General features: G+C 72.8%; 23 protein-coding genes. 16 read left to right on the top strand and 7 right to left on the bottom strand.

The window, feature by feature from the left end; translation table 11 throughout:
* Positions 1-92 precede the first annotated feature (92 nt).
* The 4 genes from M8J73_RS30165 to M8J73_RS30150 are packed head-to-tail and all read right to left on the bottom strand — an operon-like array spanning position 93 to position 5,212.
* A complete protein-coding gene (locus tag M8J73_RS30165) occupies positions 93-1,436 on the bottom strand; it encodes an AAA family ATPase (RefSeq protein WP_055541685.1) in 1,344 nt (447 codons plus the stop codon).
* Positions 1,433-3,046, bottom strand: coding sequence for a hypothetical protein (locus tag M8J73_RS30160; RefSeq protein WP_055541686.1), 1,614 nt, complete (start codon positions 3,044-3,046; stop codon positions 1,433-1,435). Before M8J73_RS30160 ends, M8J73_RS30165 begins: the two co-directional genes overlap by 4 nt.
* Complete coding sequence (locus tag M8J73_RS30155) at positions 3,037-4,188, bottom strand: hypothetical protein (RefSeq protein WP_249829303.1); 1,152 nt, start codon at positions 4,186-4,188, stop codon at positions 3,037-3,039. The genes M8J73_RS30160 and M8J73_RS30155 overlap by 10 nt, the downstream gene beginning before the upstream one ends.
* Positions 4,139-5,212: a phosphatase PAP2 family protein gene (locus M8J73_RS30150; protein ID WP_055540322.1), complete on the bottom strand. Its 1,074-nt coding sequence runs from the start codon at positions 5,210-5,212 to the stop codon at positions 4,139-4,141. The genes M8J73_RS30155 and M8J73_RS30150 overlap by 50 nt, the downstream gene beginning before the upstream one ends.
* A gap of 192 nt (positions 5,213-5,404) precedes the next feature.
* Between M8J73_RS30150 and M8J73_RS30145 the strand changes: the two genes are divergently transcribed.
* Positions 5,405-6,001: a histidine phosphatase family protein gene (locus M8J73_RS30145; RefSeq protein ID WP_055540321.1), complete on the top strand. Its 597-nt coding sequence runs from the start codon at positions 5,405-5,407 to the stop codon at positions 5,999-6,001.
* Positions 6,002-6,039: 38 nt separating this feature from the next.
* Here the strand turns inward: M8J73_RS30145 and M8J73_RS30140 are convergent, their stop codons facing one another.
* Positions 6,040-7,551, bottom strand: a complete 1,512-nt coding sequence (locus tag M8J73_RS30140) for an NsdA family TPR-like regulatory protein (RefSeq protein WP_055540320.1) — start codon at positions 7,549-7,551, stop codon at positions 6,040-6,042.
* Positions 7,552-7,868: 317 nt separating this feature from the next.
* On the opposite strand from M8J73_RS30140, the gene M8J73_RS30135 reads away from it, so the two are divergent.
* Together M8J73_RS30135 and M8J73_RS30130 are read left to right on the top strand one after the other, a co-directional pair.
* A complete protein-coding gene (locus M8J73_RS30135; RefSeq protein WP_240501499.1) occupies positions 7,869-8,318 on the top strand; it encodes a hypothetical protein in 450 nt (149 codons plus the stop codon).
* Between the two features lie 197 nt (positions 8,319-8,515).
* Complete coding sequence (locus tag M8J73_RS30130; RefSeq protein WP_055540319.1) at positions 8,516-9,379, top strand: spermidine synthase; 864 nt, start codon at positions 8,516-8,518, stop codon at positions 9,377-9,379.
* A 28-nt stretch (positions 9,380-9,407) separates the two neighbouring features.
* Here M8J73_RS30130 and M8J73_RS30125 read toward each other — a convergent pair whose 3' ends face one another.
* The gene (locus tag M8J73_RS30125; RefSeq protein ID WP_055540318.1) at positions 9,408-9,974 is read right to left on the bottom strand and encodes a hypothetical protein; all 567 of its coding nucleotides are present in this window, start codon (positions 9,972-9,974) and stop codon (positions 9,408-9,410) included.
* Between the two features lie 145 nt (positions 9,975-10,119).
* Between M8J73_RS30125 and M8J73_RS30120 the strand changes: the two genes are divergently transcribed.
* Together M8J73_RS30120 and M8J73_RS30115 are read left to right on the top strand one after the other, a co-directional pair.
* The gene (locus tag M8J73_RS30120; protein WP_055540317.1) at positions 10,120-10,824 is read left to right on the top strand and encodes a response regulator transcription factor; all 705 of its coding nucleotides are present in this window, start codon (positions 10,120-10,122) and stop codon (positions 10,822-10,824) included.
* On the top strand, positions 10,821-12,218 hold the full coding sequence (locus M8J73_RS30115; protein WP_055540316.1) for a sensor histidine kinase: 1,398 nt from the start codon (positions 10,821-10,823) through the stop codon (positions 12,216-12,218). The genes M8J73_RS30120 and M8J73_RS30115 overlap by 4 nt, the downstream gene beginning before the upstream one ends.
* A 64-nt stretch (positions 12,219-12,282) precedes the next feature.
* On the opposite strand, the gene M8J73_RS30110 is transcribed toward M8J73_RS30115, so the two are convergent.
* The gene (locus M8J73_RS30110) at positions 12,283-15,201 is read right to left on the bottom strand and encodes a non-ribosomal peptide synthetase (RefSeq protein ID WP_372504040.1); all 2,919 of its coding nucleotides are present in this window, start codon (positions 15,199-15,201) and stop codon (positions 12,283-12,285) included.
* Between the two features lie 175 nt (positions 15,202-15,376).
* On the opposite strand from M8J73_RS30110, the gene M8J73_RS30105 reads away from it, so the two are divergent.
* The 11 genes from M8J73_RS30105 (at position 15,377) to M8J73_RS30055 (ending at position 26,481) form a co-directional block, all read left to right on the top strand.
* Positions 15,377-16,432 carry an iron ABC transporter substrate-binding protein gene (locus M8J73_RS30105; protein ID WP_055539324.1) on the top strand — a complete coding sequence of 352 codons (1,056 nt, stop codon included), beginning with the start codon at positions 15,377-15,379 and terminating at the stop codon, positions 16,430-16,432.
* 6 nt (positions 16,433-16,438) lie between these two features.
* Positions 16,439-18,043, top strand: a complete 1,605-nt coding sequence (locus M8J73_RS30100; RefSeq protein WP_055539323.1) for an ABC transporter permease — start codon at positions 16,439-16,441, stop codon at positions 18,041-18,043.
* The gene (locus tag M8J73_RS30095) at positions 18,040-19,257 is read left to right on the top strand and encodes an ABC transporter ATP-binding protein (RefSeq protein ID WP_079054904.1); all 1,218 of its coding nucleotides are present in this window, start codon (positions 18,040-18,042) and stop codon (positions 19,255-19,257) included. The genes M8J73_RS30100 and M8J73_RS30095 overlap by 4 nt, the downstream gene beginning before the upstream one ends.
* Before the next feature lie 308 nt (positions 19,258-19,565).
* Positions 19,566-20,876 carry an ABC transporter substrate-binding protein gene (locus tag M8J73_RS30090; protein WP_055539322.1) on the top strand — a complete coding sequence of 437 codons (1,311 nt, stop codon included), beginning with the start codon at positions 19,566-19,568 and terminating at the stop codon, positions 20,874-20,876.
* A gap of 123 nt (positions 20,877-20,999) precedes the next feature.
* Positions 21,000-21,986, top strand: a complete 987-nt coding sequence (locus M8J73_RS30085) for a carbohydrate ABC transporter permease (protein WP_055539321.1) — start codon at positions 21,000-21,002, stop codon at positions 21,984-21,986.
* Complete coding sequence (locus tag M8J73_RS30080) at positions 21,983-22,876, top strand: carbohydrate ABC transporter permease (protein WP_055539320.1); 894 nt, start codon at positions 21,983-21,985, stop codon at positions 22,874-22,876. The genes M8J73_RS30085 and M8J73_RS30080 overlap by 4 nt, the downstream gene beginning before the upstream one ends.
* 35 nt (positions 22,877-22,911) lie before the next feature.
* Positions 22,912-24,924 (top strand): beta-galactosidase, encoded by a 2,013-nt coding sequence (locus tag M8J73_RS30075; protein WP_055539319.1) that lies wholly within the window; start codon positions 22,912-22,914, stop codon positions 24,922-24,924.
* 101 nt (positions 24,925-25,025) lie between these two features.
* On the top strand, positions 25,026-25,310 hold the full coding sequence (locus M8J73_RS30070; protein WP_055539318.1) for a hypothetical protein: 285 nt from the start codon (positions 25,026-25,028) through the stop codon (positions 25,308-25,310).
* Positions 25,292-25,705: a hypothetical protein gene (locus M8J73_RS30065; protein ID WP_055539317.1), complete on the top strand. Its 414-nt coding sequence runs from the start codon at positions 25,292-25,294 to the stop codon at positions 25,703-25,705. Before M8J73_RS30070 ends, M8J73_RS30065 begins: the two co-directional genes overlap by 19 nt.
* A gap of 150 nt (positions 25,706-25,855) precedes the next feature.
* Positions 25,856-26,065 (top strand): type II toxin-antitoxin system VapB family antitoxin, encoded by a 210-nt coding sequence (locus tag M8J73_RS30060; protein WP_055539316.1) that lies wholly within the window; start codon positions 25,856-25,858, stop codon positions 26,063-26,065.
* Positions 26,062-26,481: a PIN domain nuclease gene (locus tag M8J73_RS30055; RefSeq protein ID WP_055539315.1), complete on the top strand. Its 420-nt coding sequence runs from the start codon at positions 26,062-26,064 to the stop codon at positions 26,479-26,481. Before M8J73_RS30060 ends, M8J73_RS30055 begins: the two co-directional genes overlap by 4 nt.
* The last annotated feature ends 21 nt before the right edge of the window (positions 26,482-26,502 follow it).

Raw genomic sequence — 26,502 nt, 5'->3', positions numbered from 1 at the left:
TGTCGGTGGCGTGCCGGACTCCGTCCGGCGGGTCGGGGGGCGGTGTGGTGGTTCCCTGCCGGGCGGGCGGTCGGTCCTGCTTCGCCGCGCGGCTACGGCTGCCACACCACCCGGTGTTCCCCCAGCTCCGCCAGTACCGCGTGGTTCGCCTCCCAGCCGTCCGGGAATTTGACGGTCACGCCCAGTTGGACCGGCTCGGTGGACGGGTGGTCGTCCAGGAGGTCGGTCACTCCCGCGCGGCAGACCACGATGCAGGCGTGGCGGTGGCGGGAGGCGAGGACGCACAGGCGTCCGGTCTCCAGGTGGAAGGCCGTCGCGTCGGGGCGGCCGGAGAGCGGATGCAGGACGACGGTCACGTCGTACTCCCGGCCCTGGAGCCGGTTCGCCGTGTCGACCACCACGTCGGACACCCCCAGCTCGGCCAGCGCGGCGCGCACCGCGGCGGCCTGGTCCCGGTGGGCCGTGCCGACGGCGATCCGGTCGGCGGTCAGCGGCACCGGCTCCTCGGCCCGCTCGGACGTCGCCGCCCCGCCCCGGTCCAGCAGCCGCCGTACGACCAGGGCGACCGCCCGTACCGCCTCGGGGTCGGTCCGGGGCGTGTGGCGGGCCGGCAGTTCCAGCAGCCCCCACCCCGACTCGGCGGCCTCGTCGATGACCCGGTCCGGGCCGGACCCGTCGGACGGCACCGTGAAGGCGAGCCGCCGGTCCCCGTGCCCCGTGCCGCTGCGGAACGGCGTGAACGGGTAGAACGCGTCGGAAACCAGCGGCGCGGCCGACGCCGGGAGCCGCCACGACACCGGCAGCCGGTGCTGGGGCAGCTCGGGGTTGTGCGCGAGCAGCGTCGTCACCGCCGACGCCGACGGGTCGTACGACAGCCCCGCCCACTGCTCGCCGCCCACGATCGAGAACGGGTCCAGCTGCCCGGGGTCGCCCACGAACAGCGCCCGCTCGAACAGCCCCGCCACGGCCAGCAGCGCGTCCGACCGCATCTGGTACGCCTCGTCGACGATCGCGTGCCGCCACGGCTCGACACCCTTGACGTGGGCCCACTTGGCGGCCGTGGAGATCACGACGTCGAGGCCCGCCAGCTCGGCCGCCTTCGTCGACTTCTTCACGTTCGGCAGGGCGTCGAGCGCCTTGTCGTACGGGTCGGAGTCACTGCTGTGCAGCCGGCCCACCGGCAGCTCGGGGTCCTTCTCCGCGAGCCGGATCACCAGGTCGTCCACCTGCGCGTTCGTCTGCGCGATGACCATCAGCGGGCGTCCGGCGGAGGCCAGCTCCAGCGCGGCGCGGACGACGAGCGTGGACTTGCCTGCGCCGGGCGGCGAGTCGACCACCACCCCGCGATGCGTGCCGTGCAGGGTGTCGCGGAGGATCGCCTCGGTGGCCCGCCCTGCCGCGGCCCCCGGGTCGAGCACTGCCTCGGCGCTGGTCACAGGACGTCCTCCTCGGTCACCGGGTCCGGCAGCGGTACGGCGTCGGGCTCACCCGGCGGCCCGCCGTGCGTCCACGGGGTGTCCTCGGGTTCGGGCAGCTTCGCCCCGCCCCGCTGGTCGTGCTCGAACAGCGTGAAGCAGACCCGGTCGCCCTTCTCCGGGACCGACCCGACCTCCGGCTCCTTGCCCCGCCCCATCTTGTCCATGATCCGCAGCGTGAGGAGCACCCCGCGGCCGCCGTCCTCCGCGTCCTCCTCGGCCGCCACGAACTCGGCGGTCTGCGGCTTCCCGCCCAGCGAGCGGTACACCTTCACGCGCTCCCCGAGATGCGGCCGGTCCTGCGTCCGTACGGTGACCAGCGGCCGGGGGCTCGGCCGCCTGCCCTCGCTGTACGCCATCACGACATCGGTGACCTCACCGGCGAACGCCTCCCCGGACAGCCGCCGCCCCGCCATCACCAGCGGGTCGTCGAGGGCCTCCTGGGCGTCGAGCCGGGCCTGCTCCCGCTCCCGCGCGGCCAGTTTGTTCGCGGCGGTGACCGCGTCGTCGATGCGGGGCTGCGGGGGCTCCCCGGCGACGATCCGGTCCCGGTGGCCGGTGAAGGACCAGCGGTCCCGGGTCCACCGGTCGGCCGCGTGGGCGCCCTCCGGCAGGGCGCGCAGCAGGTCGAGGCCGTGCCAGACGGCGTCCCAGGTGGGCCGGGTGCGGCTCTCCACGAGGGCGCGGACCTCGCGCTCGGCGGCGGTCAGCGCGCCGAGGCGTGCGTCGGCCTCCAGCCCGTCCTCGGCGGCGGACAGCGCCAGCCGGGCCCGGTCGTACCGCTCGATGGCCGGGGCCAGCAGCTTGTTGTCGAACGCCGGGTCCGTCGCCGGACCGGCGGGCGGGCACAGCAACTGGCCCTCGGAGTCCCGCGCCAGCTCGGCCCGCCGCGCCGCCGCCTCGCCCGACTCGCCCTCCGGCGGGTCGATCCACGCGAGCAGCGACGCGAGGTGCTGGTCCTCGACGCCGGACTGCCCGGTCGCCCAGTGCCGCGCCAGTAGATCGGTCAGGGCGAGCAGCAGAGAGGAGCCGGGCACCCGCGCCCGCTCCCCGAAGTGGGTGAGCCACCGCCCGAGCAGCGGCACCCGCGGCGGCGCCGGGTGGGGTGCCTCCGGGTCCTGCTCGGCGGTCCGCCGGAACCGCATGGAGCGCCCGAGGAGCCGGACGAAGTCGATGCCGGTGCGGCTCGGCACGATCAACTGCGGGGCGTCGGCGCACAGTTCGACCTCGACCTTGACCCGCTTGCCGGTCTCCGGGTCGGTCTCTCTGCGCTCGGCCGCCTCCACGACGTCGGCGTACGCGTCCACGTAGGGCAGCACGATGTCCGCCAGCTCCGCCAGGAACGCGAACCGCAGGTCACGGTCGCGGGGTTGGGGGACGACCAGCAGCCGGGGCGCGTCCCGGTCGGTGCCGACGAGCGCCCCGAGCGGGGCCCCGGCCTCACCGGCCGTGATGAGCGGCACGAACACCAGCGGAGTCGCGGTCAGATGCCGGTGCAGGACGGTGGCGGCGGGCTGGGCGCGGCCCGAGCTGATGGCTTCGAGGCGGGCGAGGGTGGCGATCAGTGACACACGGCCCCCTCGGTGACCGGGACGGGCGCACCGGCCGCCGCGAGGGCCTCGGCGCGCAGCTCCGCCGCCCGGCGCAGCGCCGCCACCGTCGGGTCGTCGGGGTCGCCCGCCCTGCCGTGGGCCGCCGCCAGGACGTCCTCGACGGTGGTGAGTCCGCCCAACTCGGCTCGCGCGGCCCGCCCCAGGGAGGTCACCGCGCCGTCCGCGCGGGAACGGGCCCGGCAGTGGAAGGCCAGCTCGCAGGCGGCGAGGCACTCGGGGGCGTAGCTGGCGGAGAGGGTCTCGACGGCGGTCGTCAGCTCGTCACGGGGGAGGTCGGGGGCGAAGCAGGTGCCTTCGGGGAGGGCGGCGGCGATGTCCTCGATCCGGGTGAGCCGGGTCAACTGGCGTCGGGTGACCGCGCGTTGCTTGCGGATGTCGACCGCGGCGGCCGTGGGCAGGTTGGTGAAGTCCTTCGGGCACACGAGCAGCACCCGGTGGTGGACGGCGGGCGCGGGGTCGAGCCGGGCGGCCACCTCCTCCAGCGCCAGGACGTAGACGGCGGACTGGCGGGCGGCGGCGCCCACCTTCGCGGGGTCCGCCGAACCGTCCAGCATCGGGAAGGACTTGATCTCGACGACCGTCCAGGTGCCGTCCGGGTGGACCACCACCGCGTCCGGCTCCAGGAAGGCGGGGGAGCCCGCCACGTCCAGGGCCACCATGGGGTGGTCGAGCAGCGCCCAGCCGCCCGCGTCGGTGGCCTCCCGCAGGGCCAGTGCCGTACGGGCGGCGCGGCCCTCGGGGCCGACGGCGGCGAGGTCGGGGACGGACGCGCCGGCCGGCGGCTCGGCGCCCAGGTCCAGCTTCTCGTGGACGAGTCTCAGCAGCTCCGCTCCGCCGTCCGCCTTCACCCGGGCCTCGAAGGCGTTGCCCCGCATGAAGGCGAACTGCGACTGGCCGAAGGCGGAGGGCGAACCGAGCGCGTCCGCCAGCACCGCCTTGTTCACCCCGGCGCCGTCCAGCAGCGCGCGGCGCTCGCAGCCCGGGTTGGCCGCGAGCGCGGCGAGGGCGCGCGCGTCCAGCGCCTTCGGTGGGACCTCGGGTCCGCGCAGCTCAGCGAGCTGCTGCCGGAGCGCCGTCCCCTGCTTCCGAGGGGGCGGCACCCGGCTCGGGTTCGGTGATCCGCTGCCGTGGAATTCGCTCACCCGGCGAAGTCTGGCATCCGGCACTGACAATCGGGGACAGGGAGCCGGGAGAGGCCGCCGGGACGGGGGTGACGGCACTGTCCGCACGCTCCTCCCGGCGCGGCCCGCCGTCGCCCTTGCTCCGGACCACGAGGCCGGTGCCGGCGCGGTCGCCGTCGGTCGCCGTGAGCCCGAGCGCGACCCGGCACCGGTCCGCGGTCCGCAGCACCAGCGGCGCCAGCAGCAGACCGACGCCCATCACGGCGGCGCCCGCCGCCGCGTCGAGGAAGTAGTGGTTCGCGGTGCCCATGACCACGAGGGTGGTGATCACGGGGTAGCCGATGGCGGCGGCCCGGACGAGGCGCGAGCCGCCGCCGAAGCGCCAGAGGATCACCCCGCACCACAGCGCCCAGCCGACGTGCAGGCTCGGCATCGCGGCGTACTGGTTGGTCATGCCCCCCAGGCCGCGGGGCGCGCTGGCCTCGCCGCCCCACCAGCCCCAGGAGCTGTAGTGGGCCATGGTGTCGACGAAGCCGTACGCCGGGTCGAGCAGCCGGGGCGGGCAGGTCGGGAGCAGGGTGAAGCCGATCAGGCCGATGAACGTGGAGGTCATCAGCCAAGTGCGGGCCGCGCGGTAGCGCACGGCGTGGGAGCGGAAGAGCCACACCAGGAGTACGGGTGTGACCAGGTAGTGCAGGGACGCGTACCAGAAGTCGGCGGGTATGCCTATCCAGGGCTCCTGTGTGAACAGCCGGTTCAGCGGATGCTCGGCGTTGAGGCTCAGGGCCTTCTCGAAGCGCAGGATCGCCAGGCCGTGCTCCACGGCGGTCGACGTGTCGCCCCGGGCGAGCAGCCGGCCGGCCGAGTACGCCCCGTACACCAGCAGGATCAGCGGCAACTCGGTCCACCAGCGGAGCCGCGTGTGCGTGCCTGGCACTGCCTCGGTAACCGGTGCGTCGGTCCTCTCGGTGACCGGTGCTTCGGCCGCCTCGGTCTGCGGCATCCGATCGCCCTCCCCCATCTGCGTCCACTGTGTTCATCTGTGCGTCGTGCGCGGGACGTCCTCCCGTGTGCAGGACGTTGTCCAAGACGCTGGGATCGCCCCTCGGGTTGCCCCCCGGCAGTCTGAGCGATGATGGACGCGTCCGCCTCTTCATTCTCTCTTCTCCCAGAGGACACCCGGAAAGGTTTTCGCATGGCACCGCGCATCCTGCTGGCCCGCCACGGACAGACGGAATGGTCCCGGCTCGGGAAGCACACCGGCAGGACGGACGTCCCCCTCCTCGAAGAGGGCCGACGCGGTGCCAAGCTGCTGGGCGAGCGCCTGCACCGGCCGCCCCTGGACGGGCTCCCCGGAGTCGAGGTCCGTACGAGTCCCCTCTCACGCGCGCGTGAGACCTGCGAACTGGCCGGGTTCGGCGAGCGCGCCACCGCGTGGGACACGCTCATGGAGGTCGACTACGGGACGTACGAGGGGCTCACCCCGGCCGACATCCACGCCGTACGGCCCGGCTGGCTCATGTGGCGCGACGGCGTCCCCGAGGGGGAGACCCTCCAGCAGCTCACCGCGCGCGCGGACGAGGTGGTGGAGTGGGCGCGGAGCGAGGAGCGGGATGTGCTGGTCTTCGCCCACGGGCACATCCTGCGGTCCATAGCCGCCCGCTGGCTCGGCCAGGGCATCGACTTCGCCGCCCGTGTCCGCCTCAACCCGACGTCCCTGTCGGTCCTCGGCTGGGCCTACGGCGACCCGGCGATCGAGTCGTGGAACGACACGGGGCACCTGTCCGGCTGAGACGCCTCCCCCCACGCGCAGCCAGGCCCGAAGTACTGCTAGGCGGTTCGCGCGACCCCCGCGTGGCGTTCCAGGAACGCCGACACGCCTGCCGCGCGGCGGTGCGGCAGCAGGACGCGGGCCGTGCCCGCGAGCATCTGCTGGACCCGGGAGGACTGGACCTCGTCCAGCAGGTCGAGGACCCGCATCCCCGCCGCCGCGGCCTCGTCGGGGCGGCCCCCGCGCGCGAGGTCGTCGGCCAGTTCGGCGGTGTAGAGGGCGATGTTGCGGGTGAAGTGCGGGTTCTGGAGTTGCGCGGCCCGCCGCGCGTGCCGGGCCGCGCGGGGCCAGTCGCCGAGCGTGGACCAGCACTGCGCCTCCAGTGCCTCCAGCTCGGCCTCGCCGTAGAAGGTCATCCACTCCGGGTCGGCGTCGGACGTCCCCCGCCCGAACAGGGCGTGTGCCCGGGCCAGGGCCTGCTCGCACCCGGTGCGGTCGGCGAGCCCCGACCAGCCGCCCGCCTCCCGCAGCGCCAGCAGGGACATCAGCCGCGGTGAACCGAGGGGCCGCGCCACCCGCTGCGCGGCCTGTGCCGCCCGTACCGCCTCCCGCGGTCGGCCCGCGTCCCGCGCGAGGAACGCCGTGTTGCAGAACGCGTGCGCCTCCAGGGCCGGGTCGCCCGACATCCGGGCCGTGGCGAGCGCCTCCGCGTAGTGGGAGCGGGCGTCGTCGAAACGCCCCGAGTCATGGGCCAGCCAGCCCACGGAGATGGCGAGTTCACCGGCGCCCGCGTACAGCCGGTCGGCGCTGGCCTGCCGGGTGGTCCCCGCGTCGAGCAGCGCGTACGCGGCCCGCAGCGGCGCCGAGGCCCTGCGGTACAGCCCGTCGGCCCCGTGCCTGTCGTCGAGCAGCCGGATCTTGCGCACGGCCGCTTCGAGGGCCCCCGCCTCCGACGAACCCGCGCGATGCGCGGAACGGCCCGCGGCCGAGGCCGTGCCCGCGAGGGCGAAGGGGCCGAAGGAGGCGGCCGCCATGGCGGCGGTACCCCCGGTCATGAATGCGCGACGCTGCACGTCGCTCTCCTCGTGGTCCTGGTACGTGTGGTGCGTGTCCCGCCGACCGCGCACATAGCCCGTGTCGCCCGGCGGGTCCTGCATGTCGTACGTCTCTTGCGTCTCATACGGCTCGTACGCCCCTTCCGCCTCACCCCTCTCACCCAGGGAGGAGCGCGAGCGGCTCTTGGTGCGAGGGGAGGGCGCCTCCTCGGTGGAGCGCGCCCCCCTACCGCGTACCTCCGCGCGGGGCGCAAACCCCAGGTCGGTCAGGGTCCGGCCCGGGAACATATGCAGGAACACCCGTTCGTACGCGTAGTTCGGGCAGCGGATCTCTCCTGACTCGACCCGCCCGACGTAGCGCGCGTCACAGCTCACCCGCTCACCGATCTCACGCGCGGCCCGGCGTACCGCCGCGGCGAACTCGCCCGGCGAGCGCTGCCCGCGCAGCCGCCGAAAGACGAGGTTCGGCCGCTGTGGCCGGGGGGACTGGGATGAGGTCACCGATGACGACGCCATGGTCGGGCCCTCTCTCGCGAACCGTCGAACCGTGCCGGAATCAGGGGAGTTGTCCCAGGCGAGTTGTCCGCGTCCTGGGTGGTTGGTTCCTCTGTGTCCGGCGGGGCAAGAACGTACCCGCCCCGCGGATGCCTCGATGCGAGGTTTGGCTACAAACCGGATATCTCATCCTTGATCTGCCATGAACTGCCATCCTTTGCGGCACGGTTCCGCCGTAGCCGTTGACGGGCCCGCGCGTTGGGCAACGTGGACCGGGAGTGCCCGAACTCCCGCTGCCGTCTGCCGGAAGAAGGGGGTTGTACGCGTTGGAGGCCCGGATGAAGAACGTCGAACCCCGTACGCCGTTGTCCGACGTGCCCGCCGCGGAGCACTGGCCGACCCCCGAACACCCTGCCCCGCCGGCCCAGTCGGCCTCCGAGTGCGACCTCGTGACCGTCCCCGCGCGGCAGGGTCTGGAGGCCGTCGACATCCTCCGGCGCGGGGCCCTCGACGTGGTCGGGCCCGTCATGACCGTGGGGCCCGTCCTGCACGACGACGCCTGCGACACCCTCGGGTTCCTCGTCCCGCCGGGCACGGCCGACGCGTGGGACGTGCCGGGCAGCACCTGTACGCAGAGCGAAGGGCGGGGCGCGGAACTGGCCCCCGCGGACGGCGCCGACTGGCTGCTGCCGCCGGGGGAGGCGGACCTGGCGACGGACCCGGCGGTGCTGCGGGCGGCGCTCGGTGAGGCGGCGCGGCTGATCGAGGCCGCCGACAACTGCCGCTGAACGGCGCGGACCGTGCCGCCGCCGGACGTCGCCCAGGAAAGGGCGGCGGCCAGGAAGGGGCGGCGGCCAGGAAGGGGCGGCGGCCAGGAAGGGGTGGCGGCCAGGAAGGGGCGGCGGCCAGGAAGGGGCGGCGGCCATGGCCCGTCGGGGAGCGCACCGGCGTGGAGGCCCTGCTCCGCACGGTCGATAATGGCCGTATGGGCAGGTCCAAGAAGGGGCGGGGACGGGGAGCCGACGTCGTCGCCGAAGCGGTCGACGGAGGGCTCGCCGAGCTGGTGCCGGATCCGGACCGGACGCGGGCCTGGACGCTGCTCGTCGACGGGGCTCCGCAGTCGCACGTCGACCTCGACGACCCCGCGTATCTGTCGTTCGAGTACCAGCGGCGGCTCGGTCACGTCATCGATCTCGTCGCCCCGGCCGGGCGGCCCGTGCACGCCGTGCACCTCGGCGGGGGCGCCTTCACGCTCGCCCGGTACGTCGCCGCCACCCGGCCCCGGTCCACCCAGCAGATCGTCGAACGTGACGCGGCACTCGTCCAACTCGTACGGCGTGAGCTGCCGTTGGACCCGAACGCCCGGGTGAGGGTGCGGTCGACGGACGCACGCGAGGGTCTGGCCAAGGTGCCGGACGGCTGGGCGGACCTGGTGATCGCGGATGTGTTCAGCGGGGCACGCACCCCGGCACATCTGACGTCGACGGAGTTCCTCACGGACGTACGGCGCGTGCTGAAGCCCGACGGGTGCTACGCCGCCAATGTCGCCGACGGTCCCCCGCTCGCCCATCTGCGCGGCCAGATCGCCACCGCCGCCGCCGTCCTCCCCGAACTCGCGCTGGTCGCCGACCCGGCCGTGCTCCGGGGCAAACGATTCGGCAACGCGGTCCTCGTGGCCTCGGGCCGTCCGCTGCCGCTCGCCGAACTCACCCGCCGCGCCGCCTCCGACCCGCATCCCGGCCGCGTCGAGCACGGCAGGGCGCTCACCGACTTCACCGGCGGGGCGGCACCCGTGACCGACGCGGCGGCCGTCGCCTCGCCCGCCCCGCCGCCCTCGGTGTTCCGCTGACCCGCGGCCGGGGCCGGGCAGTCGGCGGTCAGAAGTTCTGCACGTCCACGCGGGGCGCGCTGTCGTGCCAGGTGCAGAACACCGACACCCGGTCCGAACCCGCGGCGAAGTCCACGCGGATCCAGGACTCCGTCTTCCACACCTGCATCGACCAGCCCGAACCGGGCGTGGCCGAGACGAGGGTCGCGTACGTCCTCGTCAGCGAGAAGACCACCCGGCCGCCCTCGGTGTCGTACGCCTTGACCTCACCGGAGTCACCGGAGGAGCCGGTGCTCGGACCCGGGCTGACCCGCGGGGACTTCGTCGGGACCGGCGACGCCGTGCCGGTGCCATTCCTCCCCTGACCGCCCTTCCGCTCCGGCCGGCCGGTGCTGGGGGAGGGGTCCGGGCCGGCGGTGTCGGAGACCCGCGCGGGCTCCTCGCGGTCCTTCCCCGTGTCCTTCGCGTCGGCGGCCGTGATGGGCAGGGCCCGGGGCGGGTCGTAGGCGGTGCCGGCCATCACCGTGTGAACACCCCACCACGACAACGTGACCGCCGCGCCCGTGGCGAGCAGCCAGGCCAGTACGTGTAGCAGTCCTCTGCGCATCGCGGCCATCCTGCACCACGAGTCCCACCCGTGTCGTGGGGTGCGGGGTCCCGTCCGGCGGTGGAGGGCCAGTGGCGGCCGTGTGCGCGGAGGGTGTGGACAAGTTGTCCACAGGCCCCGACCGGGCTCGTCCCGATGGCGTACGGTGCGGCGCATGGCAAGTGTGCTCGTGGTCGAGGACGACCAGTTCGTACGCTCGGCGCTGATCAGGCATCTGACGGACGCCGCACACACCGTGCGCAGCGTCGGCACGGCCCTGGAGGCGCTGCGCGAGGTCGCCCATCACCACTTCGACCTGGTCGTCCTCGACCTCGGACTGCCCGATCTGGACGGCTCCGAGGCGCTGAAGATGCTGCGCGGGATCACCGACGTCCCGGTGATCGTCGCCACCGCGCGGGACGACGAGACGGAGATCGTCCGGCTGCTCAACGCGGGCGCGGACGACTACCTGACCAAGCCGTTCTCCGTCGAGCACCTGTCCGCCCGGATGGCCGCGGTCCTGCGCCGCGCGCGCGGCCCCGTGGGGGAGCCACCCCCGTCCACGGTCATCCGCGTCGGCGGGCTCGCCATCGACCCGCTGCGTCGCCAGGCCGAACTGGACGGCGTACGACTCGACCTGACACGACGCGAGTTCGACCTCCTCGCGTTCCTCGCCGGACGGCCCGGTGTGGTCGTCCCCCGCAAGGAACTCCTGGCGGAGGTGTGGCAGCAGTCCTACGGGGACGACCAGACGATCGACGTCCATCTGTCGTGGCTGCGGCGGAAGTTGGGGGAGACGGCGGCGCGACCGCGCTATCTGCACACCCTGCGGGGCGTCGGGGTGAAGCTGGAGCCACCCGGGCCGGCGGTGCTGCCATGAGGTGGGCGCTGGTCAAGGTGTGCGTGGCGGTGACGACGATGGTCGTGGTCGCCTTCGCCGTGCCGCTCGGTCTGGTCATCAAGGAGATGGCCCGCGACCGCGCCTTCTCGAACGCCGAACGGGAGGCGGCGGCCATCGCCCCGGCCCTGTCCATCACCAACGACCGCGAGCAGTTGGAGCGGGTCGTCGCCTCGGCGGGCGCGGACGACGGGCTCGCGGTCCACCTCCCCGCGGTCGGCGACGGGGCCATCGCGCTCGACCTCGGCCGGCAGCGCGCCTCCGACAAGGACATCGCCACCGTGCGCGAGCTGGGCCGCGCGTCCACCACCGAGGTGGCGGGCGGGTCCACGCTGCTCCAGCCCACCGCGCTCAGCTCGGGCGAGATAGCGGTCGTGGAGGTGTTCGTCCCCGAGGCCGAGGTGAGCAACGGCGTGGCCACCGCGTGGGCGGTGCTCGCCGGTGTGGGGGTGGCCCTCGTCGTCGGCTCGGTGGCGGTGGCCGACCGGCTGGGGGTGCGGATGGTCCGGCCCGCCCGGCGGCTGGTGGACAGTGCCCATGACCTGGGCGAGGGGCAGTTGGGGGCGCGGGTGCCCGAGGAGGGGCCGAAGGAACTGCGGCTGGCGGCGGTGGCGTTCAACGCGATGGCCGACCAGGTGGTCCAGCTCCTGGCGAACGAGCGGGAGCTGGCGGCCGACCTGTCGCACCGGCTGCGCACGCCGCTGACCGTGCTGCGGCTCAACGCGGCCTCGCTCGGCGACGGGCCTGCCGCCGAGCAGACCCGGGCGGCGGTGGAGCAGCTGGAGCGCGAGGTCGACACGATCATCCGGACGGCGCGGGAGGCCAAGCCGCAGACCGCGGCGGTGGGGCCGGGCGCCGGGTGCGACGCGGCGGAGGTGGTCCGGGAGCGGATGGCGTTCTGGTCGGCGCTCGCGGAGGACGAGGGCCGCAAGTGGCGGGTGGCCGGGGTCGAGCGGCCGGTCCGCATACCCGTTGCACGGGCCGACCTCGCCGCCGCGCTCGACGCCCTCCTCGGCAATGTCTTCCGGCACACGGCGGAGGGCACCGCCTTCGCCGTCGACGTGCACAACGGCGAGGACGCCGTGATCGTGCTCGTCTCCGACGCGGGCCCCGGCATCGCCGACCCCGAGGCGGCCATGGCACGCGGCCGAGGCTCCGGGCACGACGGCTCGACCGGGCTCGGCCTCGACATCGTCCGCCGCCTCGCGGAGGCGACGGGCGGCGACGTACGCATCGGGTCGTCGGTGCTGGGCGGCACCGAGGTGCGGATCTGGATCCAGCTGGGCGCCAAGGGCGGGAGGGGGCCGAGAAGCAAGGGGCACCGCGGGGCGATGCGGCGGCGTCGGCAGACCGGCTTGGCATCGGTCTTCAAGTAGCTGCCGGGCTCCGTGGTTTCGGGTGGCCGCCGGGCTCCGGCGTGGTGCCGTCGCCCGCAGGGGCTCACCGTCGGCGCACGGCCCGGGTCACCCGGGTCGCCACCGCCGCGTAGGTGGTGCCCACGGCGAGGGAGGCGAGGAGGGCGAGGACGGGGAAGTCGTCCTCGAGGTGGGGGTAGACCTGGAAGTGGGTCAGATAGATGTAGAGGGAGCTGCCCGCGAGGAGGCCGGCCAGGCGGTTCAGGGGGGCGAGGCTGGGCAGCGTCGGGACCCAGATCAGCAGGGTCAGGCCGGCGATCACCACGACGGTGCGCAGCTGCTGGTCCGGCTGGAACAGGCCGGGCGTGGCGAGCACCAGGACGGCGGTCAGGAGCAGGCGCCGCCGGGCCGTGGTGGCGCGGGCCGCCGCCCAGCCCAGGGCGAAGAGCCAGAAGACCACCGTGGGGCCGAGGTGGAAGCGGGCGGGGGCCAGGCCGGCGATGTCGTAGCGGCCGAGAAGCCCTACGGCCAGCAGGGCGAGCGGGAGGCCGAAGGGGTGGCGCCGCTCCAGACGGTCGACCAGGGGGAGGGCCAGCAACAGGGCGAGGGCGACGAGGAAGTAGAGCAGGGCCTCTATGAACCAGTAGTGCCACTCGTGGCGTTCGGTTCCCTGGTCGAGGAGGCTGTTGAGGAGAAGGGCGTTCGCGGGATCGTAGACGCCGGTCGCCAGGACGGCCGCGGTGATCCACGCCGCGCTCGGCAGGGCGATCCGGGCGATGCTGCGCCACAGGTGCCGCACGCGCACGCGGTGTTCGGCGTCGGTGAGGTGGAAGCGGGCGAAGTTGTGGCCCGCGACGCCGATGAGGATGTGGGCCGCGCCCTGGAGGGTGAAGAGATGGATGTGCGAGCCGACGATCAGGACGATGCCGACGGCGCGCAGGGCGATGCCGGTCTCCAGGGTGCGGCGCAGACCGGCGCGGGCGGGGGCCGGCCCCGGCTGGGCCGAGACGGCCGAGGGCGCCGCCGGGGCCAGGTCGCGCAGGGGGCGGGTGTGCCAGTCGGGCGGGAGGGCGCCGAGTACCTGCTCCAGGCGCACGGACATCTCGACGTAGCAGAGGGAGTCGCCGCCGAGTCCGACGAAGGTGCTGTCGTCGGTGACGTCGGTGCGGTCGAGGATCTCGGCGTAGAGGGCGCGGAGTTGATCGATGGGGCGCCGGTCGTCGGTGGAGGGCTGGCCGTGGACCGGGGGGCGGTCGGCTGCCGTGCTCCGCCGGGCGGCCGTGCCCCGCTGGGCGGCCGTGACGCTCTCCGGGGCAGGGATGTGCTCGGGGACCGGGGTGGTCCCCGCGCCCCCGGCGTGCCCGTCGGTCGGGGTGTCGGCTGACGCGGGAGCGGCCGGGCGGGTCAGGTGGCGGACCGCCGTGTAGTCGGGCTTACCCGTGGGCAGGCGGGGGAGGTCAGCCTCGGGGAGGGCGCGGAGGCGTACCGCCCGGGGCGGGAGACCGCACGCGGCCGCGGCCAGGCGCCGGAGGCGGGGCTCGTCGGCGGCGGTTCCGGCGGCGAGGACCGCCAATTCGTCCCCGTCGCCCGCGCAGTACGCCGTCACACCGTGCCGCTCCAGCGCGGCCTCGACGCGCTGCGGGTCGATGCGCAGGCCGAGGATCTTCGCGAAGCGGCTGCGGCGGCCGACGATCTCGTACAGGCCGTCGGGGGCCTGCCGGGCGAGGTCGCCGGTGCGGAGTTCGGTGACGGTGCGGCCGAGGGAGAGGTCGGCGGGGCTCTCGGCGTAACCGAGCATCACGTTGGGGCCCGAGTAGACCAGTTCGCCCACGAGGGCCTGCCGGTCGCCCTCGCCGCCGGCCGGGCCGTGGTCCGAGGCGCGAACGGGGGCGAGTCCCTGGCCGGGAGCGAGCCCGTGGTCGGCGGTGGGTCCGTGGCCGGGAGTGAGTGCGTGACCGGGGGCGAGTGCGTGCTCGTGGTCGTCGAGCGGCCGCAGGTGGAAGGAGCCGCCGGGGATCGGGATGCCGACGGCCTCCGGGCGGGTGGCCGCGAGGTGGGGCGGCAGGTAGGCCATACGGGCCGTGGCCTCGGTCTGGCCGTACATGACGAACAGGTCCCAGCCGCGGCGGCGCCCCAACTCGGCGTAGCGGGCGACCCGTTCGGGCGCGAGTCGGCCGCCGGCCTGGGTGATCCGGCGCAGTCGCGGCAGCTCCATCCGGTCGAAGCCGATCCGGTCGAGCAGGTCGAAGGTGTACGGCACCCCGGCGAGGGATGTCGCTCCGGCGGCGCGGAACTCGGCCCAGAACGCGTCGTCGGTGACCGACCGCTCGGTGAGGAGCAGCCCGGCGCCGCGCGCGAGATGGCTGTGGATGACGGACAGGCCGTAGCAGTAGTGCATCGGGAGGGTGGTGGCCGCCCGGTCGGTGTCGGTGATGCCGAGGTAGGTGGCGATGGACTCGGCGTTGGCCTGCACGTTCTCGTGCGAGAGCCGTACGAGCTTGGGGGAGCCCGTCGAGCCAGAGGTGCTCAGCAGGAGGGCGAGGTCCGGGTGGAGGGTGTGGGCGGTGCCGGGGTGGTGCTCGTCGAGCGTCCAGGTGCCGTCGGCGCCGGTGCGGGCCACCACGTCGGGCGCGTACGCGGCGGTGAGGGACGCGACGGCCTCGTCGCCGTCGCCGGGGACGAGCAGCACGGGGTGGCCGGCGGAGAGGGCGGCGAGGTAGGTGACCAGCGCGTCGGCGCGGTTGGCCCCGGCCACCAGCACCAGCCGCCGTACGCGGCCGAGTCGCTCCGCGGTGGCGGCGACGCGCTCGGCGAGGGCACGGTAGGTGACCGTGCCCGTGGGGGTGTGGAGGGCGACGCGGTCGCCGTACGCGGCGAGGTCGCGGGCGAAGGGCACCATGCGCGGTCGCGGGTGGGGACCCGGGAGCAGGATCGGGCCGGCCGGAGCGGGGAGGGCGGGCAGGGCGGCGAAGGCGGCCCGGACGGGGCCGGAGGAGTGGATCACGGGGCGCGGCCTTTCCGGAACAGCGTCCGCGGGTAACACACGCCCCTTGACGCTTAGGCAAGCTTTACCTTATTCATAGCATGTTCACAGTTGGCCAAGAAGCGTCAGTTCGCCCTCGCCGACCGAGGCCACGACCCCTTGGTGCACCGGTGAGCCGCGTAGGAAAGGCACACATATGCGACCCCCTCTGGGTGGCCGGATCTTCGCGCTCGTCGCGGCCGGTCTGCTGCTCCCCGCCCTCGCCGCCTGCGGCTCCGGCGACGACAAGGACGGCGGGTCGGGTGAGGCGGGCGACGCGTCCCTCGTCATCTACACCGGCCGCAACGAGAAGCTGGTCAAGCCGATCCTGGACAAGCTGGAGAAGGCCGTGGGCGCCGACGTGGAGGTGCGCTACGGCGACAGCGCCGAACTCGCGGCGCAGATCCTGGAGGAGGGCGACCGCACCAAGGCCGGGCTGTTCTTCTCCCAGGACGCCGGGGCGCTCGGCGCGCTCTCCCGCGAGGGCATGCTGGCGAAGCTGCCGCAGAGCACCCTCGACAAGGTCGACAAGGCGTACCGCGGCGGCGAGGGCGACTGGGTGGGCCTGTCGGGTCGCGTCCGCGTCATCGCGTACAACCCCGACAAGGTGAGCGCGGACGACGTGCCGGACAGCGTCCACGACGTGGTGAAGCCCACGTGGAAGGGCAAGGTCGGCTTCGCGCCCACCAACGCCTCCTTCCAGGCGTTCGTCACCGGGATGCGCGTCCTGGAGGGGGACGACGCGGCCCGGAAGTGGCTGGAGGACCTCAAGGCCAACGGGTCCAAGACCTACACCAACAACCTCGCCACCCTCGACGCCGTGGAGGCCGGCGAGGTGTCGCTGGGCCTCGTCAACCACTACTACTGGTACGAGCGGGTCGCTGAAAAGGGCGAGGACGGCGTCGACGCCAAGTTGCACTTCCTGCCCGGCAAGGACCCCGGCTCCCTCATCAACGTGGCCGGCGCCGGCGTCCTCGCCGCGAACGAGGACCAGGCCGCCACCGCGCGGAAGGCCGTGGACTACCTGCTCTCCAAGGAGGCGCAGACCTACTTCGCGGACACGACGAAGGAGTACCCGCTGGCCGCGGGCGTCACCAGCTCCGTCGAGGGGCTGCCGCCGTTCGAGTCGCTCCAGTCGCCCGACATCGACCTCGGCAAGCTGGAGTCCCTCCAGGAGACCCTGGCGATGCTCCAGGACGTCGGGCTGGTCTGACGGGCCGTGAAACCCTCGCCGACCGCCGCGCGGACGCAGTCCGAGCGCGCGCGGGCCACCCCCCGTCCGGCGGAGAAGACCGCCTCCTTCGCCGGACGCGGGGCACAGCGCAGGCCGCCCCTGGTCCTGCTCGTCCCCGCCTGTGTGGCCGCCCTGTTCGCCCTGCTTCCCCTCGGCTATCTCGCCGTCCGCGCGCTCGAACGCGGCCCCGCCTTCGCCTGGGAGGTCGTCGCCGACGAGCGGACGCTGGACCTCCTCGCGCGCAGCCTGGGCCTGACCGTCGTGGTCGTCGCCACCTGTGTGGTCCTCGGGGTCTCACTGGCCTGGCTGACGGTGCGTACGGCGCTGCCGGGCGCCCGCTTCTGGGCGGTGGCCGCGACCCTGCCGCTGGCCGTGCCCAGCTATGTGGCGGCCTTCGCGTGGCTGTCGGCCGAACCGGGCCTCGCCGGATTCGGCGGGGCCGCGCTCTCGCTGACGCTGGTCAGCTTCCCGTATGTGCTGCTGCCGGTCGCGGCGGCGCTCAGGGGCATCGACCCGGCGCAGGAGGAGGCCGCGCGCTCCCTCGGGGACGGTCCGCTCCGCACGTTCCTCCGGGTCACCCTGCCGCAGCTGCGTCCGGCGGCGGCGGGCGGGGCGCTGCTCGTCGCGCTGTACGTGCTCTCCGACTTCGGCGCCGTCTCCCTCATGCGGTACGACACCTTCACCCGGGCCATCCACACCTCCTACCGGGCCTCCTTCGACCGCACCCCCGCCGCCGCGCTCAGCGTCGTGCTGGTGCTGATGACCGTGGCCCTGGTCGCCGCGGAGGCGCGGACGCGCGGCCGTGCCGGGCACGCCAGGACCGGCGGGGGCACCGCCCGCCCGGCGGTGCCCGTGGCGCTCGGCCGCTGGAAGCCGCTCGCCCTGCTGTGGTGCGGTGCGGTGACCGCCGTGGCCGTGGCCTTCCCGCTCGGCACCCTCGGCTACTGGCTCGCGGTCGGCTCCTCCGCCACCTGGGACCTCGGCGGTCTCGCCGAGACGGCCTGGGCCACGCTCGGCGTCGCCGCTGCGGGCGCCGCCCTCACCACGCTCCTCGCCCTGCCCGTCGGTGTGATCGCCGCCCGGCACCGGGGGCGCGGGGCACGGCTGCTGGAACAGGCCGCCTACGCCGGGCACGCGCTCCCCGGCATCACGGTCGCCCTGTCCCTGGTCTTCTTCGCCGTCCGCTACGCCTACCCGCTCTACCAGCGGCTGCCCCTGCTGGTGTGTGCGTACGCCGTCCTCTTCCTGCCGGTCGCGGTGGCCGCCACCCGTGCCGCCGTGCTCCAGGCCCCGCCCGTCCTGGAGGACGTGGCCCGCTCGCTCGGCCGTCGGCCCTGGCAGGTGCTTCGCGAGATCACCGTCCCGCTGGCCGCGCCGGGCGTCGCCGCCGGGGCCGCGCTGACCTTCGTCGTTTGCATGAAAGAACTCCCGGCGACCCTGCTCCTGCGCCCCACCGGCATGGACACCCTCGCCACCCGCCTGTGGACCGAGACGGGCGCGGGCTCCTTCGCGGCGGCCGCCCCGTACGCCGCCGCGCTCATCCTGTTGGCCGCCGTGCCTTCGTACCTGCTGGGGAGGCACCGATCATGAACAAGTCCCACGCGAACGAGCCGGGCACGGACGTACCGGACACACAGGCATCCACCACGGACGAACAGCACACGATCGAACAAGAACCGTCACAGCGGCGGGGGGACGGGCTCGAAGCAAACGAGACGCACGCAAATCCGGCGCAGTCGGACGACCCGCACACCAACGCGCTCCAGGTCGAGGGCCTCACGAAGTCCTACACGGCCGGCCACGACCCGGTCCTGCGCGCTCTCCGGCTCACCGTCCCGGCGGGTGCCCTGGCGGCCGTCCTCGGCCCCTCCGGAGGCGGCAAGACGACCCTGCTGAGGATCGTGGCCGGGTTCCTGCGGGCCGACGCGGGCACCGTCCGGCTCGGCGGGCGGACCCTCGCCGGACCCGGTGTCCATGTGCCGCCGGAGCGGCGCCGCATCGGGATCGTGCCCCAGGAGGGCGCCCTCTTCCCGCACCTGAGCGTTGCGCGGAACGTGGCCTTCGGGCTCACCGGGCTGACCCGGGGCGAACGGCGGCAGCGCACCGGCGAACTCCTGGAACTCGTCGGCCTCGCCGGATACGGCGACCGGATGCCGCACGAGCTCTCGGGCGGCCAGCAGCAGCGCGTGGCCCTCGCCCGGGCCCTCGCGCCCCGGCCCCAGCTGGTGCTGCTGGACGAGCCGTTCAACGCCCTCGACAGCGCCCTCAGGGCGGGCGTACGGGCCGACGTACGCGCCGCGCTGCGGGCGACCGGGGCCACGGCGCTCCTCGTCACCCACGACCAGCAGGAGGCGCTCTCCACGGCCGACCTCGTCGCCGTCGTCCGGGACGGCCGCGTCGCCCAGTGCGCCACCCCGCAGGACCTCTACCGCCGCCCGGCCGACCCCTGGGTCGCGGGCTTCGTCGGCGACGCGGTGCTGCTCCCCGCCACCGTCGGCGGCGACGGCACGGCCCGGACCCCGCTCGGCGCCGTCCCGCTCGCCGCCGCGCCCGACGGGCCGGCCACGGGCACCGTGCTGCTCCGCCCGGAACAGCTGCGGCTCACCGCTCCGGCCGCCGAGGGCGCCGTGCGGGGCACGGTCACCGACGTGTGCTTCTACGGCCACGACGCCATGGTCACCGTCGCCGTCGAGGGCCACGACACCCCGGTCGGCGTGCGCGTCGCGGGCCCGCTGCCGGTGCGGCCGGGCGAGGCGACCGGCATCCGTGTCACGGGCGAGGCGACCCTGCACCCGGCGGGCTGAACGGGCCTGCCCGGCGGGCTGAACGGGTCGTCCGCGTGACGGGTCCTGTGCGTTCGCCGCACCCCCGATGCGCGCACCCTGATGCGTGTATATGACACCTAGTGAGATGGCTCACGTATGTGACGGTCACGTTTCGACGAACAGGGATTACGTTTCAACAAAGGGGGACAAGAAGGCTTGACGCGCGACCTGGCATAGGGCTGTTATGGCGACCACCGTGTTCGGTCAAGTTGGTTTCTGGTCGATTTCGATCAATAACCGACGAGGGCCTCTTAACGACCGAACCACTTGTCCCCAGGGAGCCGTTCATGCATCTCACACCTTCCGGTCTCTCCGTGCCCGGCACGAGCCGCCGCACCCTGCTGCGCGGCATAGGCGGGGCCGCGGCGCTCGGCGCGGGCGTCCCGCTGCTCAGCGCCTGCGGCGGCAGTGGCAGCTCGGCCACTGACTCGAAGACCGTCTCGCTCGGCTCCAACGCCTCCGACGCGGTGCCGAAGAAGGCGTTCGCGGAGATCTACGCCGACTTCGCCAAGAAGTCCGGCATCAAGGTCGACGTGAACACCAAGGACCACAACACGTTCCAGGAGCAGATCAACTCCTACCTGCAGGGCACGCCGGACGACGTGTTCCACTGGTTCGCGGGCTACCGGATGCAGTTCTTCGCGGCCAAGGGGCTGGCCAGCCCGATCGACGAGGTGTGGGAGAAGATCGGGGGGAACTTCCCCGAGGCGATGAAGAAGCTCAGCCAGGGTGAGGACGGCAAGTCCTACTTCGTGCCGCTGTACACGTACCCCTGGGCGCTCTTCTACCGCAAGAGCGTCTTCAAGGAGAAGGGCTACGAGGTTCCCACCACGTGGGACCAGCTCATCGCGCTGTGCAAGCAGATGAAGAAGGACGGCCTGGTCCCGATCGCCTTCGGTGACAAGGACGCCTGGCCCGCGATGGGCACGTTCGACCAGATCAACTTCCGCGCCAACGGCTACGACTTCCACGTCGAGCTGATGGCGGGCAAGGTCGCCTGGACGGACGCCAAGGTCCGCAAGACGTTCGACCTGTGGACCGAGCTGCTGCCGTACCACCAGGAGGGCGCGGTCGGCCGTACCTGGCAGGACGCGGCGCAGACGCTGGTGTCGAAGAAGGCGGGCATGTACCTGCTGGGCTCCTTCGTGGGCCAGCAGTTCACCAACAAGGCCGACCTGGACGACCTGGACTTCTTCGCCTTCCCGGAGATCGACCCGGCGTACGGCCAGGACACCGTCGAGGCCCCCACCGACGGCTTCATGATGAGCAAGAGCCCGAAGAACAAGGCCGGCGCCGTCAAGCTCCTGGAGTTCCTCGGCACCCCCGAGGCGGAGCAGATCTACCTCAAGGCCGACCCGAACGTGGTGGCCGCCTCCACCAAGGCCGACACCTCCTCGTACACGCCGCTGCAGAAGAAGGCGTACGACATGATCTCCGGCGCCAAGAGCCTGACGCAGTTCATGGACCGCGACAGCCGCCCGGACTTCACCTCCACGGTGATGCAGCCGTCGCTGCAGAAGTTCATCCGTGACCCCAAGGGCATCGACAGCCTGCTCTCGTCGATCGAGCGCCAGAAGAAGACGATCTTCGCGTCCTGACGGCCGACCGTCCCGACGGCCGCCCCACGACCGCTTCGGCGGTCGCACGGGCGGCCGCCGGGGCGGCTGTCCCCAGGACTGTCCGCCCCCAAGACCGTCCTCACGACTGGATGACCGACAGACATGACGACCACACCCACCAAGAGCCCGGAAGCGCCCGCGCCGCCTCCGGGCTCCACCCCTGCCCCGAAGACGGCGGCCACCAAGGTGCCCCAGGGGCACAAGCGCCTCCTCACCCGGCGTGACCGGCTCACGCTGGGCCTGATGGCGGGCCTGCCGACGATCCTGCACGTCGCCCTCGTCTGGGTGACCGCGCTCGCCTCGATCCTGCTGGCGTTCACCACCTGGGACGGCATCGGCTTCGACTCCATCGAGTGGGTCGGGCTGCACAACTTCTCGGAACTGTTCACCAACAACCCGCAGTTCTGGCCCGCGGTCGAGCACAACATCGTGTGGTTCGTCGTGCTGATCCTGATCCCGACGCCGATGGGGCTGTTCCTCGCGGTGCAGCTGGACAAGCAGATCCGCTTCAGCCGCGTCTACCAGACCGCGTTCTTCCTGCCCGTCGTGATGTCGCTCGCGGTCATCGGCTTCGTGTGGCAGCTGATCTACAACCCCGACACGGGCCTGATCAACAGCATCATCGGCGCCAACAAGCCCGGTCACTACATCGACTGGATCGGCGACCCGGACCTGAACCTGTGGGCGATCCTGATCGCCGCTTCGTGGCGCCACACCGGCTACATGATGATCCTCTACCTGGCCGGTCTGAAGAGCGTCGACCCGTCCCTGCGGGAGGCCTCCGCGCTCGACGGGGCCAACGAGTGGCAGACGTTCAAGAACGTCATCTTCCCGACCCTGCGCCCCACGAACACCGTCGTGCTGGTCGTCACCATCATCGAGGCCCTGCGCGCCTTCGACCTCGTCTTCGTCTTCAACAAGGGCGCCGAGGGCACCGAGCTGCTGTCGATCCTGGTCACCAACAACATCATCGGTGAGTCCAGCCGTATCGGATACGGCTCGGCCATCGCCGTCGTCCTGCTGGTGATCTCCCTCGCCGTGATCATCCCCTACCTGATCGCGACCTTCCGGAAGGAGCGGCGCGCATGAGCACCACCGTCGCCACCGACGCTCTGAAGAAGCGCACTCCCGTCCGCCCCGCCCGGGTCCTGCTCCACGTCTTCCTCGGCGGCGCGGCGCTCGCCTGGCTGGCGCCCCTGCTGTGGGCGCTCTACGCGGCGATGCGCCCGTACGGCGAGACCAGCGAGAAGGGCTATGTCTCCTGGCCCGACAAGCTCAGCCTCGAGAACTTCACGAACGCGTTCACCCAGTCGGAGATGACGCACTACTTCGTGAACACGCTGATCATCGCCGTGCCCGCGGTGCTGCTGACGCTGTTCCTGTCGTCGATGGTCGCGTTCTACGTCAGCCGCTTCGACTTCCGCGTCAACCTCTTCCTGCTGCTGGTCTTCACCGCGGGCAACCTGCTCCCGCAGCAGGTCATCATCACCCCGCTGTACCGCCTGTACCTGCTCATCGACATCCCAGGCATCACGATGAGCGGCAAGCTCTACGACTCCGCGCTCGGCCTGGTCCTCATCCACGTGGCCTTCCAGTCCGGCTTCTGCGCCTTCGTGCTGAGCAACTACATGCGCTCCCTGCCGCACGAGCTGACCGAGGCCGCGCTCGTCGACGGCGCCTCCGTGTGGCGCCTGTACTGGCAGATCGTGCTGCCGCTGTGCAAGCCCGCGATGGCCGCCCTGGCGACGTTGCTGTCCATCTGGATCTACAACGACTTCTTCTGGGCGCTGGTGCTGATCTCCACCGGTGAGAACATGCCGATCACCTCGGCGCTGAACAACCTCTCCGGCCAGTACTTCACCGACCCCAACCTGGTCGCCGCCGGCGCCCTGCTCACCGCCATCCCGACGCTGGTCGTGTACTTCGCGCTCCAGCGGCAGTTCGTCAGCGGTCTGACGCTCGGCGCCAACAAGGGCTGACACCGGCCCCGTTCGAAAGAGAACCAACCGCACCCATGAGCACCCTGAACGTCCCCGGCATCGCGTACGGCGGCGACTACAACCCCGAGCAGTGGCCCGAGGAGGTCTGGCACGAGGACGTACGCCTCATGCGCGAGGCCGGCGTCACCATGGTGAGCGTCAACATCTTCTCGTGGGCGCTCCTGGAGCCCCGCGAGGGCGAGTACGACTTCTCCCGCCTGGACCGCATCCTCGCGCTGCTCCACGAGAACGGCATCGCGGCCGACCTCGCCACCCCGACGGCGGCGCCCCCGGCGTGGTTCTTCCGCGCCCACCCGGAGGCGCTCCCGGTCGACAAGGACGGCCGCACCCTGTCGTACGGCAGCCGCCAGACGTTCTGCCCGTCGAGCCCCGCCTACCGTGAGGCGGCCCTGCGGATGGCCGGCGAACTCGGCCGCCGCTACGCCGACCACCCGGCGGTGGTCATGTGGCACGTCCACAACGAGTACGGCTGCCACAACGGCGAGTGCCACTGCGACACCAGCGCCGCCGCGTTCCGCGTCTGGCTGCGGGAGAAGTACGACGACGACCTGGCGGCGCTCAACAACGCCTGGGGCACGACGTTCTGGAGCCAGTGGTACTACGACTGGGACGAGATCATCCCGCCCCGCGCCACCGGTGCGGTCCCCAACCCGACGCACCAGCTGGACTGGCGCCGCTTCTGCAGCGACGCGCTGCTGTCCCTGCTGAAGGCGGAGCGGGAGGTACTGCGGGGCGCGGCCCCCGAGGTGCCCGCCACCACCAACTTCATGGTGATGTTCAACTTCGACAAGCTGGACTACTGGCGCTGGGCGCCCGAGCTGGACATCGTCTCCAACGACCACTACCTCCAGTCCACGGACCCCGAGTCGGAGATCGACATCGCGCTCAGCGGCGACCTGGTGCGCTCCCTCGCGGGCGGCCGTCCCTGGCTGCTGATGGAGCACTCCACCGGCGCGGTCAACTGGCAGCCCGTCAACCGTGCCAAGACGGCGGGCGAGCTGCGCCGCAACGCGCTCTCCCACGTGGCGCGCGGCGCCGACGGCATCGCCTACTTCCAGTGGCGGGCCGCGAAGGCGGGCGCCGAGCAGTGGCACTCGGCGATGCTTCCGCACGCCGGCACCGACAGCCGGATCTGGCGGGACGTCGTCGCGCTGGGCGCGGACCTGAAGGCGCTGGCGGAGGTGCGCGGCAGCACGGGCACCGCCGAGGTGGCCGTCGTCTGGGACTGGGACGCCTGGTGGGCCGTCGAACTGCCCTCCCAGCCGAGCGGTGAGCTGCGCTTCCAGGAGCTGGTGCGGGCCTGGTACGAGCCGCTGTGGCGGTCCGGCGTGGCGGTGGACTTCGTCCGCCCCGACGCGGACCTGTCGGCGTACAAGCTCGTGCTCGCGCCGAGCCTGTACCTGGTGGACGACGAGGGCGCGGCGAACCTCACCGGCTTCGCGGAGCGGGGCGGCACGCTGGCCGTCGGCTTCCACAGCGGGGCGGTCGACGAGAACTGCCACATCCGCCTCGGCGGCTACCCGGGGGCGTTCCGTGAGGCGCTGGGCGTCCACACGGACGAGGTCTTCCCGCTGCTGCCGGACGAGTCGGTGGAGCTGACCGGGCTCGGCGAGGGCGCGCGGGGTGCCCTGTGGTCCGAGCGGGTCGCGCTGCGGGGCGCCGAGGCGGTCGCCACGTACGCCTCCGGCCCGCTCGCCGGGGTCCCGGCGGTGACCCGCCACGCGTACGGCACGGGCACGACCTGGTACGTGGCGACCCGCCCCGACCCGGAGGCCCTCGCGTCGCTGCTGGACCGCGTCCGCGAGGAGGCGGGCGTGCGCCCGGTCCGCACGACCCCGGCGTCCGTCGAGGCGGCCCTGCGCCGCGGCCCGGAGGCGGACTACGTCTTCCTGATCAACCACGGCGAGTCGGAGGCCGAGATCGAGGTGGCCCCGAACGCCGTCGACCTCCTGACGGGCCAACCCGCCACCACCGGCTCACTGAAGCTGGCGGCGGGCGACGCGGCGGTGGTACGGGAACCGCGCTGACGGTCGCGGCCTGCTGGGGCGCCCGTACGAGCACTGACACTTCGGAGTCGGTGTCGTGCGGGCGCCCGGGCGTATTCCTGCTCATTTCATAATCTCAGTCCATGAGTGAGACCTCGTACGGCATCGGCGAAGGCCCCGCCACCAGGGTCAGCCTCTCCCTGCCGGAGGGCACCGCCGAGGCGATTCGTCAGCGGGTGGGCAAGCGGGAGTTCTCGGCGTTCATCACCGAGGCGGTGGAGCGTGAACTGCGGGGGCAGATCCTCGACGAGTACCTCGCCGACTACGAGAAGCGCAAGGGCCCGATCTCCCCGGACGAGCAGGAGCGTGCCCGGCGGATCTTCGATGAGGTGTTCGCCGAGGAGGGGCAGTGGCCCGCCGCAAGCTGAGCCACGAGGGCACTCTCGTCCTGGACTGTGAAGGCCTGTCCAGGCTCGTGGACGACAGGGAGCCGGTCGTCGCCCTGGTCGCCGAGGCGCGCAGGCGCGGCATGGATGTGGCCGTCAGCGCGCTCACGATCATCGAAGCGGTGCACCGGAGGACCGACCGGGCACGGCTCACCGGGATCCTGTCCGGCGTGCGGATCGTGCCCGTCGGGGACGAGGAGGCCCGAGCGGCGTCGGCCATGCTGATGTCCGCCGGTCTCCACGGCCACAAGTACGCCCTCGACGCCGCGGTCGCCGAGATGGCCCTGCGGCAGCGCCGCCCGGTGGTCATGCTCACCTCGGACGTCGACGACATGGCGAAACTCTGCGGGGAAAGGGTGCGCTTGGTCGCCGTGTAGAGCCGTTCCGGCGCGGGTGTCCTGAGACGAGAGCGGTGTGGCGGCGCGAGGCATCGACATCGTCGTACGCGCGCTCGCCGGAAGGGACACGGACCCCTCCCGGCCTGATGGATATACTGATGCATCCAGTGGATATCCAGGAGGTTCCCCGTGGCCAAGACGCTGATCGACATCGATGAGGAGCTGCTGGCGGAGGCCGCCATAGCGTTCGGGACCAAGACGAAGAAGGACACCGTCAACGCGGCGCTGAGGGACGGTGTGGAACGCAAGAAGCGGGCGCTCGCGCTGGCCCGGCTGGCGGCGAAGGCGGACGCGGGTGACTTCGACGAGCTGCTGGACAAGGAGACGTACCGTCGGTGAGCACCGCCTCCTACCTCATCGACACCAGCGCTCTGGTCCGCATCCTGCGGCGCCCGGCCCGTTCCGTCTGGGAGAGGCCCCTGGAGGAAGGGCTGATCGCGCGCTGCCCTCTCACCGAGGTCGAGTTCCTTTACAGCGCGAAGAACGCGGAGGACCGGGCGGAACTGGTCCATGATCTCGACGCGCTGTTCGGCTGGACGCCCTTGGACGAGCGGGCCGTCACGCGGGCGTGGGACGTGCAGCGGCAGCTCACCGAGAAGGGGCGGCACCGTTCCGCGGGCGCGGTGGATCTGCTCGTCGCCGCGACCGCCGAGCTACAGGGCCTGACGATGCTCCACTACGACCACGACTTCGAGACGATCGCTTCGGTCACCGGCCAGCCGACGCAGTGGCTCGCGCCGCCTGGCAGCCTCTGAAGGCCCTGGTGACGGCCGCGG

The organism is Streptomyces neyagawaensis, assembly GCF_023516595.1.
Lineage (GTDB): Bacteria > Actinomycetota > Actinomycetes > Streptomycetales > Streptomycetaceae > Streptomyces > Streptomyces neyagawaensis.
The sequence above is the reverse complement of the archived record's forward strand: the minus strand, read 5'-3'. Positions and strand labels throughout refer to the sequence as shown.

Bases quoted from the DNA above. Each gene is read 5' to 3' on its own strand.
- M8J73_RS30085 (WP_055539321.1), top strand. From the start codon at position 21,000: ATGACGACCACACCCACCAAGAGCCCGGAAGCGCCCGCGCCGCCTCCG.
- M8J73_RS30075 (WP_055539319.1), top strand. From the start codon at position 22,912: ATGAGCACCCTGAACGTCCCCGGCATCGCGTACGGCGGCGACTACAAC.
- M8J73_RS30115 (WP_055540316.1), top strand. From the start codon at position 10,821: ATGAGGTGGGCGCTGGTCAAGGTGTGCGTGGCGGTGACGACGATGGTC.
- M8J73_RS30130 (WP_055540319.1), top strand. From the start codon at position 8,516: ATGGGCAGGTCCAAGAAGGGGCGGGGACGGGGAGCCGACGTCGTCGCC.
- M8J73_RS30070 (WP_055539318.1), top strand. From the start codon at position 25,026: ATGAGTGAGACCTCGTACGGCATCGGCGAAGGCCCCGCCACCAGGGTC.
- M8J73_RS30140 (WP_055540320.1), bottom strand. From the start codon at position 7,551: ATGGCGTCGTCATCGGTGACCTCATCCCAGTCCCCCCGGCCACAGCGG.
- M8J73_RS30090 (WP_055539322.1), top strand. From the start codon at position 19,566: ATGCATCTCACACCTTCCGGTCTCTCCGTGCCCGGCACGAGCCGCCGC.
- M8J73_RS30150 (WP_055540322.1), bottom strand. From the start codon at position 5,212: ATGCCGCAGACCGAGGCGGCCGAAGCACCGGTCACCGAGAGGACCGAC.
- M8J73_RS30125 (WP_055540318.1), bottom strand. From the start codon at position 9,974: ATGGCCGCGATGCGCAGAGGACTGCTACACGTACTGGCCTGGCTGCTC.
- M8J73_RS30135 (WP_240501499.1), top strand. From the start codon at position 7,869: ATGAAGAACGTCGAACCCCGTACGCCGTTGTCCGACGTGCCCGCCGCG.
- M8J73_RS30120 (WP_055540317.1), top strand. From the start codon at position 10,120: ATGGCAAGTGTGCTCGTGGTCGAGGACGACCAGTTCGTACGCTCGGCG.
- M8J73_RS30105 (WP_055539324.1), top strand. From the start codon at position 15,377: ATGCGACCCCCTCTGGGTGGCCGGATCTTCGCGCTCGTCGCGGCCGGT.
- M8J73_RS30080 (WP_055539320.1), top strand. From the start codon at position 21,983: ATGAGCACCACCGTCGCCACCGACGCTCTGAAGAAGCGCACTCCCGTC.
- M8J73_RS30145 (WP_055540321.1), top strand. From the start codon at position 5,405: ATGGCACCGCGCATCCTGCTGGCCCGCCACGGACAGACGGAATGGTCC.
- M8J73_RS30095 (WP_079054904.1), top strand. From the start codon at position 18,040: ATGAACAAGTCCCACGCGAACGAGCCGGGCACGGACGTACCGGACACA.